The organism is Flavobacterium sp. (assembly GCF_046293665.1).
Classification (GTDB): Bacteria; Bacteroidota; Bacteroidia; order Flavobacteriales; family Flavobacteriaceae; genus Flavobacterium.
Genome location: NZ_JBKBOL010000001.1, coordinates 20333 through 36351, shown reverse-complemented (window position 1 = coordinate 36351; position 16019 = coordinate 20333). Strand labels below are relative to the sequence as shown.

Below are 16019 nucleotides of genomic sequence, written 5' to 3'. Positions count from 1 at the left end.
GTTTTTTAAAGTAAGAAGTAAATAGTATGAGCTTAACTTTGTGAGAGCCAAAGTTGCTTTCTGTCTTTTACATGAAGTACATGATAGATATTTTTGATGTGGTATTTAACGGTGTTTTCAGAGATAAACAATTTGTCTGCAATTTGTTTGTTTGAATATCCGAAGGCCATTAAATCTACAATTTTTTGTTGACGTTCGTTTAAGGTTAATGCTTGATGAGTTTGCTCTTCTTTAATTGATTTCAAATCTTCTTTAGAAGTTGTGTTAAAGAGATATTGATTCAGGCTTGACTTGATTTGTGAAGTTTCATGACCTAAAGCCATATTTTTTTTCCATAAAACCAAAATCGAAAGACACAACAGCACAACTAATAAAGTTAATAATATATTAAGCTGTTTTAGGTTTTTCAAATGTAGGTTTTCGTAGTTAGGACTGTCGTTGAAACCTTCTTTTTTGGTTATGTCTATAAATGATTTTTCATTGTTGCTGTAATCATAACCATCATTAATACTAACTTTTTTTTCTGCAAGCATAAGCATGCCAAAACTATTTGGATATGATTTCACCGGAAAAACCAAAAAAATTATAAACACATATAGGGTTAATGTTAAGGAGTTGTGTTTCATAATAATACTGTTTTTATTAGTTAAAGTCGGTTAACAGTCAAAATTTGAATTTCTTACTTATGTACTAATGCTTCTAACTTAATTGATGTTAGTGTCAATGAAACTTTTCAATTCATTTCCTGTTTTCAATAAGTCGAGACTAATAATTCTTTTATTTTCTTTAAACTTTTCTCTGATCTCTTTTAGGTTTGATCCCAGAAATAGAACGCTGTGCACATTATTGATGGTTTTAAATAAAATAGCAATATCCTTCGGTTCGGTTGCTATGATAAAAAAGACATCATAAGTGGCGTAATTATAGTTGTCAATTGAAGTCATATTGCTACAAACATCAATTGAGAAATTTTTGAGGTACTGTTTAATAATAAACTCAGAAAATTTATCAGTCGTGTCGTAAACAAAAATTCGTTTGTTTTTCATTTGCATCAATTCCATGGTTTATGATCCGTATTAGATTAGTAATTAATGGTTTATTCCTAATGCCAATTTCAAACAACTTACAACGAAATATTCTCAATTCGTACCAGTCATAAATTCACTTACGCAATTAATGATGGTTTGGTTTTCTAAAAAAAGATTTTTTTTTGAATGGTTCAAATAACAGTGTTTTTGAGTCGCAATTAATACAAATTCATCAACATCTAATTATTCTTAAGTAGAACTCAGATTTAGTGTAGGTTTTTTAAATTGGGATTAAAGGGTTTATTTTACTTGCTTAAAAAAAACGTATTTTCAATATCATAATCTTAACTTTTAAGATTGTTTTTTCAGAATAACTTTAAATTATTTGTCGAAAAACCATTAATCAAAAAATGGGGCGGTTAAAAAAATAGTAATTTTAGATACGTTTGATTCAAAATTAGTGCATATTTATCACAAACAGCGGCTTGAACCATAAAGATAAACTTACTAAAATGCAAAACTATAACTATATTGTATTCGAATAATTTTTATAAATTAATGGACGGATTCTTACATTTTTTATCGAAAAATTGTAGTTAATTTTGAAAGAGAAATAATAGTTGTTGCTTGTTACTAAATCTCAAAACGTCATGTCTAAGCTCAAACTTTTTAAAAATTCTAAAAAACCGAATGTGATTATACTTTTGGTTATATTTTTATCTTGTTCGTTATTGATATTTATTAACGGGTTCACCATCAAAATTCTTTCAGGAAGCAGGGCTTATGTAAATGGGGAATCGCATTATTCCAAGGGTCAAAAAGACGCTGTTAGGCATTTAATCACTTATCTCTATACAGCAGATGTCGCACAATGGGAATTGTACAAAATTGAGTTGAGTGTTCCGCAAGGCGATGGTGCTGCCCGAATCGCTTTAATCAATGGCAAAAGTGATGAAGTAGTTAAGGAAGGTTTCAGAGCCGGAAGAAATCACGAAGATGATTTACAAGACTTGATTTGGGTTTTTAAAAATTTCAAATCAATTCCGTTTATTCACAAAGCCATTCAGGAATGGGAACAAGGCGACGCATTAATCAATCAAATTGAGCGAATTGGTCTCGAAATTCACAAGGAAATTACTACCGGAACATTAACTCCGGAATCCAAGAGTTATTATTTGTTCAAGCTTAGTGAAGTCAGCGATAAGCTCACCATTAACGAAAGAGATTTTTCTAATACTTTAGGCGAAGGCACAAGAGAAATAAGGGATTATTTGATCATCGCCAACATCATTTTTGTCTTAATTATTTTTGGAAGTGTAAGTTGGTATTATTCGTCAATGATTAAAAAATTACTGCTTTCAAAACATGAAATCGATGATACAAATAAGCATTTACACTCGATAATTTTGGACTTAGAAAGAACCAAAACCGATTTATCAAGAGAAATTATCCAGCAAAAGAAAATCATCGGAACCATCAGTCACGACATCAGAAGTCCTTTGAAATATATAGTGTTGATTGGGAATTATCTCTTTGACGAAACTAAAAAAGACAAAGATTCTACTTTGCACAAATATTCAAGTTCCATGTTGAAATCGTCTTCGCAATTGTATGAATTTACCAAAATATTAATCGAATATTCCAATATTTACATTGAAGACAAAGCCCACGAACAATCTAAATATTCGTTTTATGATTTGGTTCAAAATAAAATAGAGTTATTCAAAGAAATAGCCGGAAATAACAATTCGATTCTGATTAATTCGGTGGCCAAAAATCTATTTTCACATGTCAATGAAAGAATTATTTCTATCATTATTCACAACCTGCTCGACAATGCAGTGAAAAACACCACTGATGGAGAAATTGAAGTTGGCGCTTTCACTAATGATAAAAAAATGGTCTTTTGGGTCAAAGATACCGGAGTCGGTATGAGCCAAGATTTGATAGCTTATTACACCAATCTTTTTAAAAATAAAGAGTCCGAAAAATTGATTTTGAATAATTTTGGTATCGGGTTGCATTTTGTCCTCGAATTGTTGATTATTATTAACGGAAATATTGTATTTTCCAGCGTTGTCAATGGCGGAACAACAGTAACTATAGAGATTGATTATTAAGAAATTAGAACCAATTCAATGTAAATTATGTCAAATAAAATTTTAATAGTCGATGACCATCTGGTGGTAAGAACCGGAGTTTCTATAATTTTGGAAGAAAGTTTCAAAGACGCCATGCTTTTTACTACCGAAAATTACCCCGATACTATCGCTTTTTTAAATGATAACGAAGTCGATTTAATCATCCTTGACATCAATATTCCCGGTGGAAAAAACAAAGAAATGATTAGCGAAATCAGAGCATTACAACCCGAAGTCAAAATTTTGATTTTTTCGGTTTACGAAGAAGCAACTCACGCTTACCAATACATCATAGCCGGCGCCAACGGTTATCTTAACAAATTGAGCGACAAAGAAAAAATAATCCTCGCCGTAGAAACTATTTTAAAAACAGGAAATTATTTCTCAGCCGATTTTGTTTCAACGATTATTAAAGCTTCAATCAACAAACAAGCCATCAATCCGATTGATAAACTGTCTAAAAGAGAGTTGGAAATCACCGAATTACTGGTTGAAGGCAACGGCAATCTCGAAATTGCCAATAAACTCGACATCCAAATGACGACCGTTAGCACACACAAGAACAAAATCTTTAACAAGCTCAATGTCAAAAACATAGTCGAATTAATCGCCGTTTTCAATAACCATTAATATTGCATTCTTTTTTGCGCCGTAAAGGCCAATCCATTTCAAATTGTTTTATCCAAATAAGTGTCTGAAACTTAACTTTTAATTTGTTTAAAAGAAACCGGTCAAAAATTTCCATTTTTCATTCATACTTCTACCTTTGTAAGTCAGAACAAAACAAACCAAAATGAATAAATACAGTAAGCGAAGAGAAGCACTTTTATACCATGCTAAACCTACGCCCGGGAAAATTCAAGTAGTGCCTACCAAGAAATATGCAACCCAAAGAGATTTGTCTTTGGCCTATTCTCCGGGTGTTGCAGAACCTTGTTTAGAAATTGCTAAAGACGTTAACAACGTTTATAAATATACTGCCAAAGGAAATTTAGTCGCCGTAATCACTAATGGAACTGCCGTTTTAGGTTTAGGTGATATCGGTCCGGAAGCTTCCAAACCCGTAATGGAAGGAAAAGCTTTGCTCTTTAAAATCTTTGCCGGAATTGATGTTTTTGATATCGAAGTCGGAACCAAAGACATCGATGCTTTTATCGAAACCGTTAAAAATATTGCGCCAACTTTCGGTGGTATCAACCTAGAAGACATTAAAGCACCTGAGTCTTTCGAAATCGAAAGGCGATTGGTGGAAGAATTGAATATTCCCGTAATGCACGATGACCAACACGGAACGGCGATTATCTCGTCAGCTGCGTTGCTAAATGCATTAGAATTGGCCAAAAAGAAAACTACTGATGTCAAAATCGTAGTTTCCGGAGCCGGTTCTGCGGCTTTGGCTTGTGCCAATTTGTATATTTTATTAGGCGTAAAAGCCGAAAATGTTATCATGTTCGATAAAGATGGCGTGCTTTCTTCAGAGCGCACAGATTTGTCCGATTTGCAAAAAAGATACGCTCATGGAAAAGCAGGAACGACTTTGGCGGAAGCTTTAGTCGGTGCCGATGTTTTCCTCGGATTGTCTGCCGGAAATATCATGTCTGCGGAAATGCTTTTAGGCATGGCCAAAAATCCAATTGTATTCGCTATGGCCAATCCGATTCCGGAGATTGATTACGATTTAGCCGTTGCCACACGAAAAGATATCATCATGGCAACCGGGCGTTCCGATCATCCTAATCAGGTGAATAATGTACTTGGGTTTCCCTATATTTTCCGTGGTGCTTTAGATGTTAGAGCGACGAAAATTAATGAAGAAATGAAAATGGCAGCAGTGCACGCTTTGGCTGATTTGGCGAAAGAACCGGTGCCGGAACAAGTAAATATCGCTTATGGCGAAACCCGTTTGAATTTTGGAAAAGAATATATTATTCCAAAACCATTCGATCCAAGATTGATTACCCAAGTAGCGCCGGCTGTAGCAAAAGCCGCCATGAATTCAGGTGTTGCGTTGCATCCGATTACGGATTGGGAAAAATATGAAGAAGAATTATTAGAACGTTTAGGTTCCGATAATAAAATGGTTCGTTTGTTGACCAATAGAGCGAAGACCGATCCAAAACGAGTAGTTTTTGCAGAAGCGGATCACTTAGACGTATTGAAAGCAGCTCAAATTGCTTACGAAGAAGGTATCGCTCATCCCATTTTATTGGGAAACAAAGAATTGATTCTGGAACTCAAAGAAGAACTCGGTTTCGATGCCGAAGTGCCCATTTTTGATCCGAAAACCAAAGAAGAAGATAAGCGTAGAATGAAGTATGCTGACATCTTTTGGCGGTCAAGACAACGTCGTGGCATTTCGTTATTGGATGCTCAAAAATGGATGCGCGAACGCAATTATTTTGCGGCCATGATGGTTAATGAAGGCGATGCTGATGCGATGGTTTCCGGTTATTCGAGAAGTTATCCGTCGACAGTAAAACCTTTGATGCAATTGATAGGAAAAGCACCGGGAATTACCTTGATTGCCACTACCAATATGATGATGACCAATCGTGGACCAATGTTTTTATCAGATACGGCAATCAATCCGAATCCTACAGCAGATGAATTAGCAAAAATTGCATTGATGACGGCAAAAACTGTTAGAATGTTCGGGATGGAACCGGTAATTGCGATGGTGTCGTTTTCGAATTTTGGTTCTTCCTCTCATGAAAGTGCCACTAAAGTTAGAGAAGCGGTAGCTTATTTGCATAAATATTACCCTGATTTAGTGGTTGATGGTGAAATCCAAACAGATTTTGCGTTAAATCCTGAAATGCTGAAGAATAAATTTCCTTTCTCCAAATTAGCCGGTAAAAAAGTCAATACTTTAATTTTTCCGAATTTGGAAGCAGCGAATATCAATTACAAACTTTTAAAAGAGTTGTACAAAGTAGATTCCATTGGTCCAATTATGTTAGGTATGGAAAAAGCAGTACACATTTTCCAATTAGGAGCCAGCGTAGAAGAAATGGTCAATATGGTGGCTGTGTCAGTAGTTGATGCGCAAGAAAAAGAAAAGAGAAAAAAGATGACAACTAAATAGATTTTGTAATATTGTTCAGATATTACAAAGAGATGATGTCAGTTGAAGAATTTTGTTATATTTGGAATAGATTTTAATTAAAATGATTGCACATATTCAAGGAAAATTAGTTGAAAAAACACCAACAGAAGTCGTAATCGACTGCAATGGAGTAGGTTATCATATTAATATTTCTTTGCATACTTTTTCATTACTTCCCAATACCGATTTTGTCAAATTGTTTACCCATCTTCAAATCAAAGAAGATGCCCATTCTTTGTTTGGTTTTGTCGAAAAATCTGAAAGAGAACTCTTTAAATTATTGTTGTCGGTTTCGGGAATTGGAGCCAGTATTGCCAGAACCATGTTGTCGTCATTAGACCCGAAACAAATTATTCAGGCTATAGGAAGCGGTGACGTCGGAACAATTCAATCCATCAAAGGAATTGGAAGCAAAACTGCCCAAAGAGTAATCTTGGATTTAAAAGAAAAAGTGTTAAAAATCTACAACTTAGACGAAATTTCAGTCTCTCAACACAATATTAACAGAGAAGAATCGTTATCTGCTTTGGAGGTTTTGGGTTATGTTAGGAAAAATGCAGAAAAAGTGGTGGATAAAATCATCAAAGAAAATCCTGAAGCCACAGTAGAAACAATAATCAAACAAGCATTAAAAAATTTATAATTCTTGGAAACAATATACGCAACGAAATCATTCTTTAACTTGAAAAAAATCCTTCTGGGAGCGATTTTGCTTATTGGAGTAAATGCATTTTCTCAAGTAACTCCGGTGCCAACAGCCCAAGATTCAACAGGTTATAATACAGGAAGAATTGAAATTAAAAACCCGAGAAGTATTGTCAATTCCTATACTTATGATCCTGTAACCAATCGGTATATATACTCCAGTACTTTTGATGGGTTTAATATCAATTATCCACTTATCTTAACCCCAAAAGAATACCAAGAATTAGTGCTTCGTGAATCGATGCGAGAGTATTTCAAGAAAAAATCAGACGCCATCGACGGTAAAAAGGAAGGTAGCGAAGCCAACAAAAAAGATTTATTACCAAGATATTACGTAAACTCAGGTTTTTTTGAAACAATTTTCGGTGGCAATACCATCGATGTAAAACCAACGGGTTCTGTTGAAATGGATCTAGGAGTTCGTTACACCAAACAAGACAATCCGGCATTATCACCAAGAAATAGAGCGCAAACTACCTTTGATTTCGACCAAAGAATCAGTATGAGTTTGATGGGAAAAGTAGGAACGCGTTTGAATGTAAACGCCAATTACGACACCGAATCAACTTTCGCTTTTCAAAACTTAATCAAATTAGAATACACGCCGACAGAAGACGATATTATTCAGAAAATTGAAGTCGGAAACGTGAGCATGCCATTAACCAATTCGTTAATTCGTGGCGCCCAAAGTTTGTTTGGGGTTAAAGCCCAATTGCAATTTGGTAAGACTACCGTTACCGGAGTTTTCTCTGAGCAAAAATCACAAACCAGATCGGTTACTGCTCAAGGAGGCGGAACCATTCAAGATTTTGAAATTTTCGGGTTGGATTATGATGCTGACAGACACTTTTTCCTATCGCAATATTTTAGAAATAAGTATGATGCGGCGATGGCAGATTACCCTTTAATCAACAGCCGTGTTCAAATTACCCGAATTGAAGTTTGGGTGACCAACAGACAAAACCGCGTCAGTACAACCAATAATAACCTTAGAAATATTATAGCCCTACAGGATTTAGGAGAAGCAAAAATAGCCGGTTTTGAAGACAATCAAATTGTGGCATTGAATCAAAACGATATTGATAATAACTTCTTTACCGTTCCCAATCCAACAAGTGATATTCCGGCCGACAATAGAAACAACAAATACAATCCAGCGCTGATTAGTACCGGAACCGGTTTGTTAAACAACAATATTCGTGACATTGTAACTTCGAGTGCCGGATTCAACAATATCGTTACAGTAGATGAAGGAACTGATTACTCGAAGCTTGAAAATGCCAGAAAATTAATGCCGAATGAATATACGTTTCACCCTCAATTAGGATATTTATCCTTACAACAGCGTTTGGCCAATGACGAAGTTTTAGCAGTAGCTTACCAATATACCATTGGTGACCAAGTGTATCAGGTTGGAGAATTTGGTACAGATGGTGTTGACGCAACAATTGTTGATCAAACCGATCCCGACAATCAAACCGTGTCTTCACAAAGCTTGCTTTTAAAAATGCTTAAAAGTAATTTGACCAATGTTCAAAAGCCAATTTGGAATCTGATGATGAAAAACATCTACCAAATTCCGGGTGCTTTTCAATTGCAACAAGAAGATTTTAGGTTAAATATTTTATATACCGATCCTTCGCCAATAAATTATATCTCGCCGGTACCGGGAACCACTTTCCCGCCAACCACCGATCCGGACATGTTAGTGGCAGAAACACCATTAATTAAAGTTTTTAATGTTGACCGATTGAACTACAACAATGACCCGCAAGCCGGTGGAGATGGTTTCTTCGATTTCTTGCCGGGTTTAACCGTTGACCAACAAAATGGGCGCATTATTTTTACCACAGTTGAACCTTTTGGTAAACTTTTGTTTGACAAATTAAGAACACCTGCTTCCGCCGAAGATTATTATGGTGATCCAAACAGTTCTATTGATTACAATCCAAACCAACAGAAGTATGTTTTCAAAAGCATGTACTCAAGCACGCAAGCCGCAGCTTTACAAGATGCCGCTAAAAATAAATTCCAATTAAAAGGAAGGTTTAAATCGGCCGGAGGAGACGGAATCCCAATTGGTGCCTACAATGTGCCAAGAGGTTCAGTAGTAGTTACTGCCGGTGGAAGATTGCTTCAAGAAGGGATTGATTATAGCGTGAATTATCAAGCCGGAAGAGTTCAAATTTTAGATCCTTCGCTACAAGCTTCTAATACACCAATTGAAGTTTCAGTAGAAAACAATGCAACTTTTGGCCAACAGACCAGAAGATTCATGGGAATTAATGTAGAGCATAAATTTTCTGATAAGCTTATGGTAGGCGGTACTTTCATCAAAATGACCGAAAGACCATTTACTCAAAAATCAAATTATGGTCAAGAGTCTGTTAACAACACCATTTTTGGTTTTAATGCTAATTATGCTACCGAAGTCCCATTCTTAACTCGATTAGCCAATAAGTTACCCAACATAGATACCGATGTTCCTTCCAACTTATCGGTTAGAGGAGAAATTGCCTTTTTAAAACCCGATGCGTCAAATAATGATCAGTTTCAAGGGGAAGCTACTGTATATATTGATGATTTTGAAGGATCACAAACTACTATTGACATGCGTTCGCCTTTGTCATGGACTTTATCCAGCGTTCCAAAGTGGCAATCCGGTGTAGATTATCCGGACTTTGGTTCGGCTTTAGTAGGGTTAGATTATGGACATAAAAGAGCTCATTTAAATTGGTATACTATTGATCCAACAATTTATGTGCAAACGCCGGGAGAAATTGGACAAGACGGAATTTCTTTAAATGGCACTCGTAGGATTTTCAGTCGAGAGTTATTTCCTAATTTAGATCTTAACATAGGGCAGACCACCGTAATCAACACTTTAGATTTAACTTATTATCCGCAAGAAAGAGGTCCTTACAATTATAATCCTGAAGCACTGAATCCATCAGGGTTTTCTAATCCGCAAGATAATTTCGGAGGAATCACTCGAGCAATTAATTCCACCAATTTCGAACAAAGTAATGTTGAATATATTCAGTTTTGGGTATTAGATCCTTATTATGATCCCGGAAATCCAACAGCAGTACCAAATCCAAGTAACGTAGGTCAATTGTACTTCAATTTAGGAGAAATCTCAGAAGATATTCTGAAAGACGAACGCAAGCAATATGAAAATGGTTTGCCTTCAAATAGTAGTTCTCAGTCTCTAACCAGCACCACAGTTTGGGGAAGAGTTCCTTCGTCTCAATCGCTTATTTATGCTTTTGACGTCGATGGTGCCAACAGAGCCGCACAAGATGTTGGTTTTGATGGTATCAACGATGCTGCAGAAAAAAATTTACAAGGCATTGGCGGATTTGCTGCTTTTGACGATCCGGCAGCAGATAATTATCAGTACTTTTTAAACGCCACCGGTCCGACGGTTTTTCAACGCTACAAAAAATTTAACGGAGTAGAAGGCAATTCACCGGTAGGAGTATCTGATACCAACAGAGGTTCAACAACCCTTCCCGATGTAGAAGATCTAAACCGTGACAATACCATGAACACGGTGAATGCCTATTATGAATACAAAATCGACGTGCAGCCTAACATGCAAGTTGGGCAAAATTTTATTACAGATATAAGAGAAACACAAGTACAAGATTTACCAAATGGAACCACAACGAGTGCTCGATGGCTGCAATTTAAAATCCCGGTAGCGCAACCAACCACAACGGTAGGGAGTATTTCCGATTTCCGTTCTATCCGTTTTATGAGAATGTTTATGACCGGATTTACAGAGCCTGTTACCTTGCGTTTTGGCGCTTTAGATTTAGTTCGTGGCGAATGGAGAAGATATGAGCAAACTTTCCAGCCTGGTGATGATCCCGCAAACGATAATACTAATTTTGATGTTCTGGCAGTAAATATTCAGGAAAATGCCTCAAGATTACCAATACCTTATGTAACACCTCCAGGCGTTGTTCGTGAAAACTTACCAAGCGGTAGCGGATCAAATGTCATCAGACAAAATGAACAATCCTTGTCGTTGAGAGTTTCTGGCGATGGTTTAGAAGTGGGTGATTCAAGAGCCGTGTTCAAAAACGTGAATGTAGACATGCGTCAGTTCAACAAACTGAGAATGTTTTTACATGCAGAAGCTTTGCCAACGGATGTTTCTCCGCTTTTAGACAATCAAATGGTAGCCTTCATCCGTTTTGGAAATGACTTTACCAATAACTTTTACCAAGTTGAAATTCCGTTAAAAGTGACGCCTGCAACGGCAACTCAACCCGAAGTTATTTGGCCGGCAGAAAACGAAATCAATTTGGCGATGAACTTATTGACGAAGATGAAAGTAAGAACCATCGGGAATGCAAGTTTGCCTTTAGACGCAGAAGGAATTTATTATCCTGATAATGATCTGTTGTTGCCAAATGGTGATGATGATGACGTGTTAAAATTAGGAATAAAAGGAAATCCGAACTTTGGTCTGGTAAGGACTTTAATGGTAGGGATTAAAAATAACCATAATGATGAAGTAAGAGGGGAAGTTTGGTTCAACGAATTGCGAATTGCCGATATGAACAATAAAGGCGGAATGGCCGCCGTTTTAAATGTCGATACCAACATGGCCGATTTTGCGACTCTTTCCGCTACCGGAAGAATGAGTACCATTGGTTTTGGGGCTTTGGAAGAAGGACCAAACGAAAGAAGCAGAGAAGATGTACAACAATATAATATAGTAACCAACTTTAGTTTAGGTAAATTATTGCCAAAAAAATGGGGAATCAATTTACCATTCAACTACGCCATTGGAGAAGAAATTATTACGCCTGAGTACGATCCGTTTAACCAAGATATTAGATTAGAGCAGTTAATTAACAATACAACTAATGCTGCTGAAAGAAACAATATCAGAGAACGTGCTATCGATTATACCAAAAGAACAAGCATCAACTTTATTGGGGTTAAAAAAGAAAGAGCACCGGAACAAAAACAACACATTTATGATCCGGAAAACTTAACGCTTTCGTATTCATATAATGAAGTAGAAAAACACAATTACGAAATCGAAAATTACATCGACCAACAAGTGACCACTTCTGTTGATTATACTTATGCGTTTAAACCAAAAACGATTGAACCGTTTAAGCAAAACAAGTATTTCAAGAAAAGCAGTTATTGGAAAATGTTAAGTGATTTCAACTTGAATTACCTTCCAACCAACATATCGTTTAGTTCTAATATTATCAGACAATACAACAAACAACAATTTAGACAAGTGGATGTTGAAGGAATTCCTATCGAGCCTTTATTCCGAAGAAACTATATGTTCAATTACCAGTATGGTTTCAATTATAATTTGACCAAGTCGTTGAAAATTAACTTTACTGCGGCGTCACACAATATTGTTCGTTCTTACTTGGATGAAAATAACGTTCCGGATAACAGTTATTCGATTTGGACAGATTTTTGGAACATCGGTACGCCAAACCAACACAACCAACAAATAGTACTGAATTATGATTTGCCACTGAACAAATTGCCGTTTTTAGCTTTTGTGAAATCGACATATTCTTATACCGGTGATTACAGTTGGCAACGTTCTTCTTTGGCATTATCATCGGTAACTTTAGATGGTAGAGATTATGATTTAGGAAATACAATTCAAAATGCCGGCTCGCACCGATTGAACACAGCGTTCAATATGGAGACGTTTTATAAATACATAGGCTTAGGCAAAAAACCTGCAGTGGCTCCGGCAAGACCAACAGCATTGCCTAAACCGGGAGAAAAAATTGTCAACACCAAACCACAAACGGCTGCAAATGAAAACGTCTTTTTAAATGGTTTAAAAGGTGTTTTAACCAGTGTAAAAAATGTTCAAATCAACTATGTTAGAAACGAAGGAACTATGCTTCCGGGATTTTTACCTAGTTTAGGTTTCTTTGGCTCTGCTAAACCTTCTTTAGGGTTTGTTTTCGGCGGACAAGATGACGTTAGATACGAAGCAGCAAGAAGAGGTTGGTTGACCGTTTATCCTGATTTCAACCAAAACTATACACATACCATTACCAAAACATTGGAAATGACTGCTAATGTTGATTTGTTCCCCGATTTTAAAATCGATTTGACGGCCAACAGAACTTATGCTGATAACTATTCAGAACAATATGATGTTACGGAAGCTACCGGAATGTACAATTCACTTTCGCCATATAATTTTGGAAATTTCTCCATCTCAACGGTAATGATTGCAACTTCATTTGGCAAAAGCGATGAAAATGGTTCAGCTGCGTTTGATGAATTCAGAGAAAATCGTTTGACCATTGCAGAAAGATTAGCAACTCAGTACTATGGTAATACAGCTTTTGGTAGATATGGTGATACAGCTAATCCAATTCCGGATCAAACTTTAGAACCTGAAAAGTATGCGTTTTATACTGCCAATCAAGGCTATCCGTTAGGTTTTGGTAAAAACAACCAAGCGGTATTAATTCCTTCATTCTTGGCAGCCTATACCGGAACTTCTGCTGATGGGGTTTCTTTGGGGATTTTCCGCAGTACGCCAATTCCGAACTGGAATATGAAATACAGTGGTTTAATGCGCTATAAGTTTTTCAAAGACAGATTCAAAAGATTCTCCATACAACACGCTTACAGAGCTTCTTATACGATTAACTCTTTCCGCTCTAATTTTGATTATGATCAAAACCCTGGCGGACAATACAATGAATACGGTAACTTTCACAACAAAACCATTGTGGCCAATATCAACTTGGTTGAGCAATTTAACCCTTTGGTAAGAGTTGATTTTGAAATGAAAAACTCTTTAAAGATTTTGGCAGAAATGAAAAAAGACCGAAGTTTATCCATGAGTTTTGACAACAATTTATTAACTGAAGTTCAAGGTCATGAATATATCATTGGATTAGGTTACCGATTTAAAGACGTGATTTTCTCGTCACAATTAGCCGATAATCCAACCGGTATCATTAAAAGTGATATCAATATGAAAGTTGATTTCTCGTATAGAAACAACAAAACGATTGTACGTTATTTAGATTATAATAATAACCAATTAGGCGGTGGACAAAATATTTGGTCAGCCAAATTGACGGCGGATTATTCGTTTAGTAAAAACCTAACGGCGATTTTCTTCTATGACCATTCGTTCTCTAAACCGGTGATTTCAACTTCGTTCCCGCTGACCAACATCAGAACCGGATTTACGATGCGTTATAATTTTGGAAATTAATAAAGTTTTGAACTAAAGATTTTAATAATCTCTGCAGAAATTATACTTTTGAAGAAAATTTAAATACAACACAAACCCGAAGCGTCACCGAGTTTTATGGAGCGCAACGGATAAAACAAACAAACTAATGAATATACCAAGTAATTTAAAGTATACCAAAGACCACGAATGGGTTTTGATTGAAGGCGATGTTGCAACGGTTGGAATTACCGATTTTGCCCAAAAAGAACTAGGCGACATTGTTTATGTAGAAGTAGAAACTTTAGACCAAACCCTTGACAAAGACGAAGTGTTCGGAACGGTAGAAGCGGTGAAAACGGTTTCTGATTTGTTCTTGCCGCTTTCAGGAGAAATTTTTGAATTTAATGAAGACTTGGAAGTGAATCCTGAAAATGTAAATTCGGATCCATACGGAAAAGGTTGGATGATTAAATTAAAAATCAGCAATCAATCCGAAGTCAGTGAGTTACTGTCAAGTGATGATTATAAAGCCTTAATCGGTGCTTAAAAAAACAATACTAAGTCTGGCCATCGGTTGGACTTTTTTAATATTGGTACTTTGTTTGGTCAATTTTAATGATTTGCCAAAGGTTAAAGTTTCCGGTGCCGACAAGTATGGACATTTTTCCTTCCATCTTGTTTTTACCTTGCTTTGGAGCTATTATTTTTGGCTTAAACAAAATCATATCGCTTTAAAAAAATTGGTATATCTAGTTTTAACTTCCCTTTGTTTCGGAATTTTAATCGAGTTTTTACAAGGTGCTTTTACCAAAACAAGACAAGCTGATAGTTTAGATGTATTGGCCAACTTTGGCGGAGCCATGACAGGATTTTTGATTTTTGTTTTGATAAAATTTGTAAAGAAAGCATAAAACCGGTAATCCAAGTAACTTACCATAAATGTCCCGATGTTAATCGGGATTTTTTTTTACTTTTATGGCATGAAATCGCCACTAAAGAGCAGTTTGTTGCAAACAAACACAAATAAATAAAAGCGATACCATATATGACCGCTGACAAATAGATCTTCCGTATATGAATATAAAACAGTATCTCGATTCTACCTATTTAAAAACAGCAAGCCAAGCAGGCTTATCTGAAAAGGAAAATGACCTGATTGTTCAAGGGTTTATTCAAGAAGCTATTGAAGAAGGCTTTAAATTGATTATGATTAGACCCGATAAAGTCAAAATGGCCAAAGAGATGATTGTTAAAGCCAAATCGAAACTGCTAATCGGAACCGTAATCTCTTTCCCAGAAGGAACCAATTCTCTCGAAGAAAAATTAGCTGAAGCCCAAAAAGCCATAGAAGACGGCGTAGACGAAATTGATTATGTTTGCAATTACGAAGCTTTCAAAAGAGGTGAAATCGAATTGGTGAAAACGGAAGTTTTGAAAGGAACCAAACTTGCTTTTGACCACCACAAAGTTTCCAAATGGATTATTGAAGTCGCTGCTTTAACCGATGCTCAAATCATTCAAATTTCGGCATTGATTAAAAATGTAGTGATTCCCAATTTTAAAGAAGATTACTATTTCAGCGTGTTTGTAAAATCGTCTACCGGTTTTTTTGAAACTGAAAACAATCTGCCTAATGGCGCTACTGTCCATACAATCATTATGATGCTCGAAAATGCTTCGCCTTTACCGGTTAAAGCCGCCGGCGGTGTTCGAACTTATGAAGAAGCAGAAGAAATGATTAGATTAGGCGTTAAACGCATCGGAACTTCTGCCGCCAAAACTATTGCTCACGGCGAAACAGCTTCAGGCAATTACTAATATTATTATTC

Annotated in this window: 10 protein-coding genes; 8 read left to right on the top strand and 2 right to left on the bottom strand. The window is 36.1% G+C overall.

Annotation, left to right across the window (positions count from 1 at the left end; genetic code table 11):
• Window positions 1-32 precede the first annotated feature (32 nt).
• The gene (locus tag ACK4R1_RS00145) at window positions 33-626 is read right to left on the bottom strand and encodes a response regulator transcription factor (RefSeq protein ID WP_409681952.1); all 594 of its coding nucleotides are present in this window, start codon (window positions 624-626) and stop codon (window positions 33-35) included.
• A 78-nt stretch (window positions 627-704) separates the two neighbouring features.
• The gene (locus ACK4R1_RS00140) at window positions 705-1061 is read right to left on the bottom strand and encodes a hypothetical protein (protein ID WP_409681949.1); all 357 of its coding nucleotides are present in this window, start codon (window positions 1059-1061) and stop codon (window positions 705-707) included.
• Window positions 1062-1678: 617 nt separating this feature from the next.
• On the opposite strand from ACK4R1_RS00140, the gene ACK4R1_RS00135 reads away from it, so the two are divergent.
• From ACK4R1_RS00135 to deoC, 8 genes are all read left to right on the top strand, one after another.
• Window positions 1679-3148, top strand: coding sequence for a sensor histidine kinase (locus ACK4R1_RS00135; protein ID WP_409681946.1), 1470 nt, complete (start codon window positions 1679-1681; stop codon window positions 3146-3148).
• 27 nt (window positions 3149-3175) lie between these two features.
• Window positions 3176-3799 carry a response regulator gene (locus ACK4R1_RS00130; protein WP_409681943.1) on the top strand — a complete coding sequence of 208 codons (624 nt, stop codon included), beginning with the start codon at window positions 3176-3178 and terminating at the stop codon, window positions 3797-3799.
• Between the two features lie 163 nt (window positions 3800-3962).
• The gene (locus ACK4R1_RS00125) at window positions 3963-6254 is read left to right on the top strand and encodes an NADP-dependent malic enzyme (protein WP_409681940.1); all 2292 of its coding nucleotides are present in this window, start codon (window positions 3963-3965) and stop codon (window positions 6252-6254) included.
• A gap of 82 nt (window positions 6255-6336) precedes the next feature.
• Complete coding sequence (gene ruvA, locus ACK4R1_RS00120; RefSeq protein WP_409681937.1) at window positions 6337-6918, top strand: Holliday junction branch migration protein RuvA; 582 nt, start codon at window positions 6337-6339, stop codon at window positions 6916-6918.
• Between the two features lie 39 nt (window positions 6919-6957).
• The gene (sprA, locus tag ACK4R1_RS00115) at window positions 6958-14229 is read left to right on the top strand and encodes a cell surface protein SprA (protein WP_409684029.1); all 7272 of its coding nucleotides are present in this window, start codon (window positions 6958-6960) and stop codon (window positions 14227-14229) included.
• Between the two features lie 127 nt (window positions 14230-14356).
• Window positions 14357-14737: a glycine cleavage system protein GcvH gene (gene gcvH, locus ACK4R1_RS00110; protein ID WP_409681934.1), complete on the top strand. Its 381-nt coding sequence runs from the start codon at window positions 14357-14359 to the stop codon at window positions 14735-14737.
• Window positions 14730-15101, top strand: coding sequence for a VanZ family protein (locus tag ACK4R1_RS00105; RefSeq protein ID WP_409681931.1), 372 nt, complete (start codon window positions 14730-14732; stop codon window positions 15099-15101). Before gcvH ends, ACK4R1_RS00105 begins: the two co-directional genes overlap by 8 nt.
• Window positions 15102-15264: 163 nt before the next feature.
• Window positions 15265-16008, top strand: a complete 744-nt coding sequence (gene deoC, locus ACK4R1_RS00100; protein WP_409681927.1) for a deoxyribose-phosphate aldolase — start codon at window positions 15265-15267, stop codon at window positions 16006-16008.
• The last annotated feature ends 11 nt before the right edge of the window (window positions 16009-16019 follow it).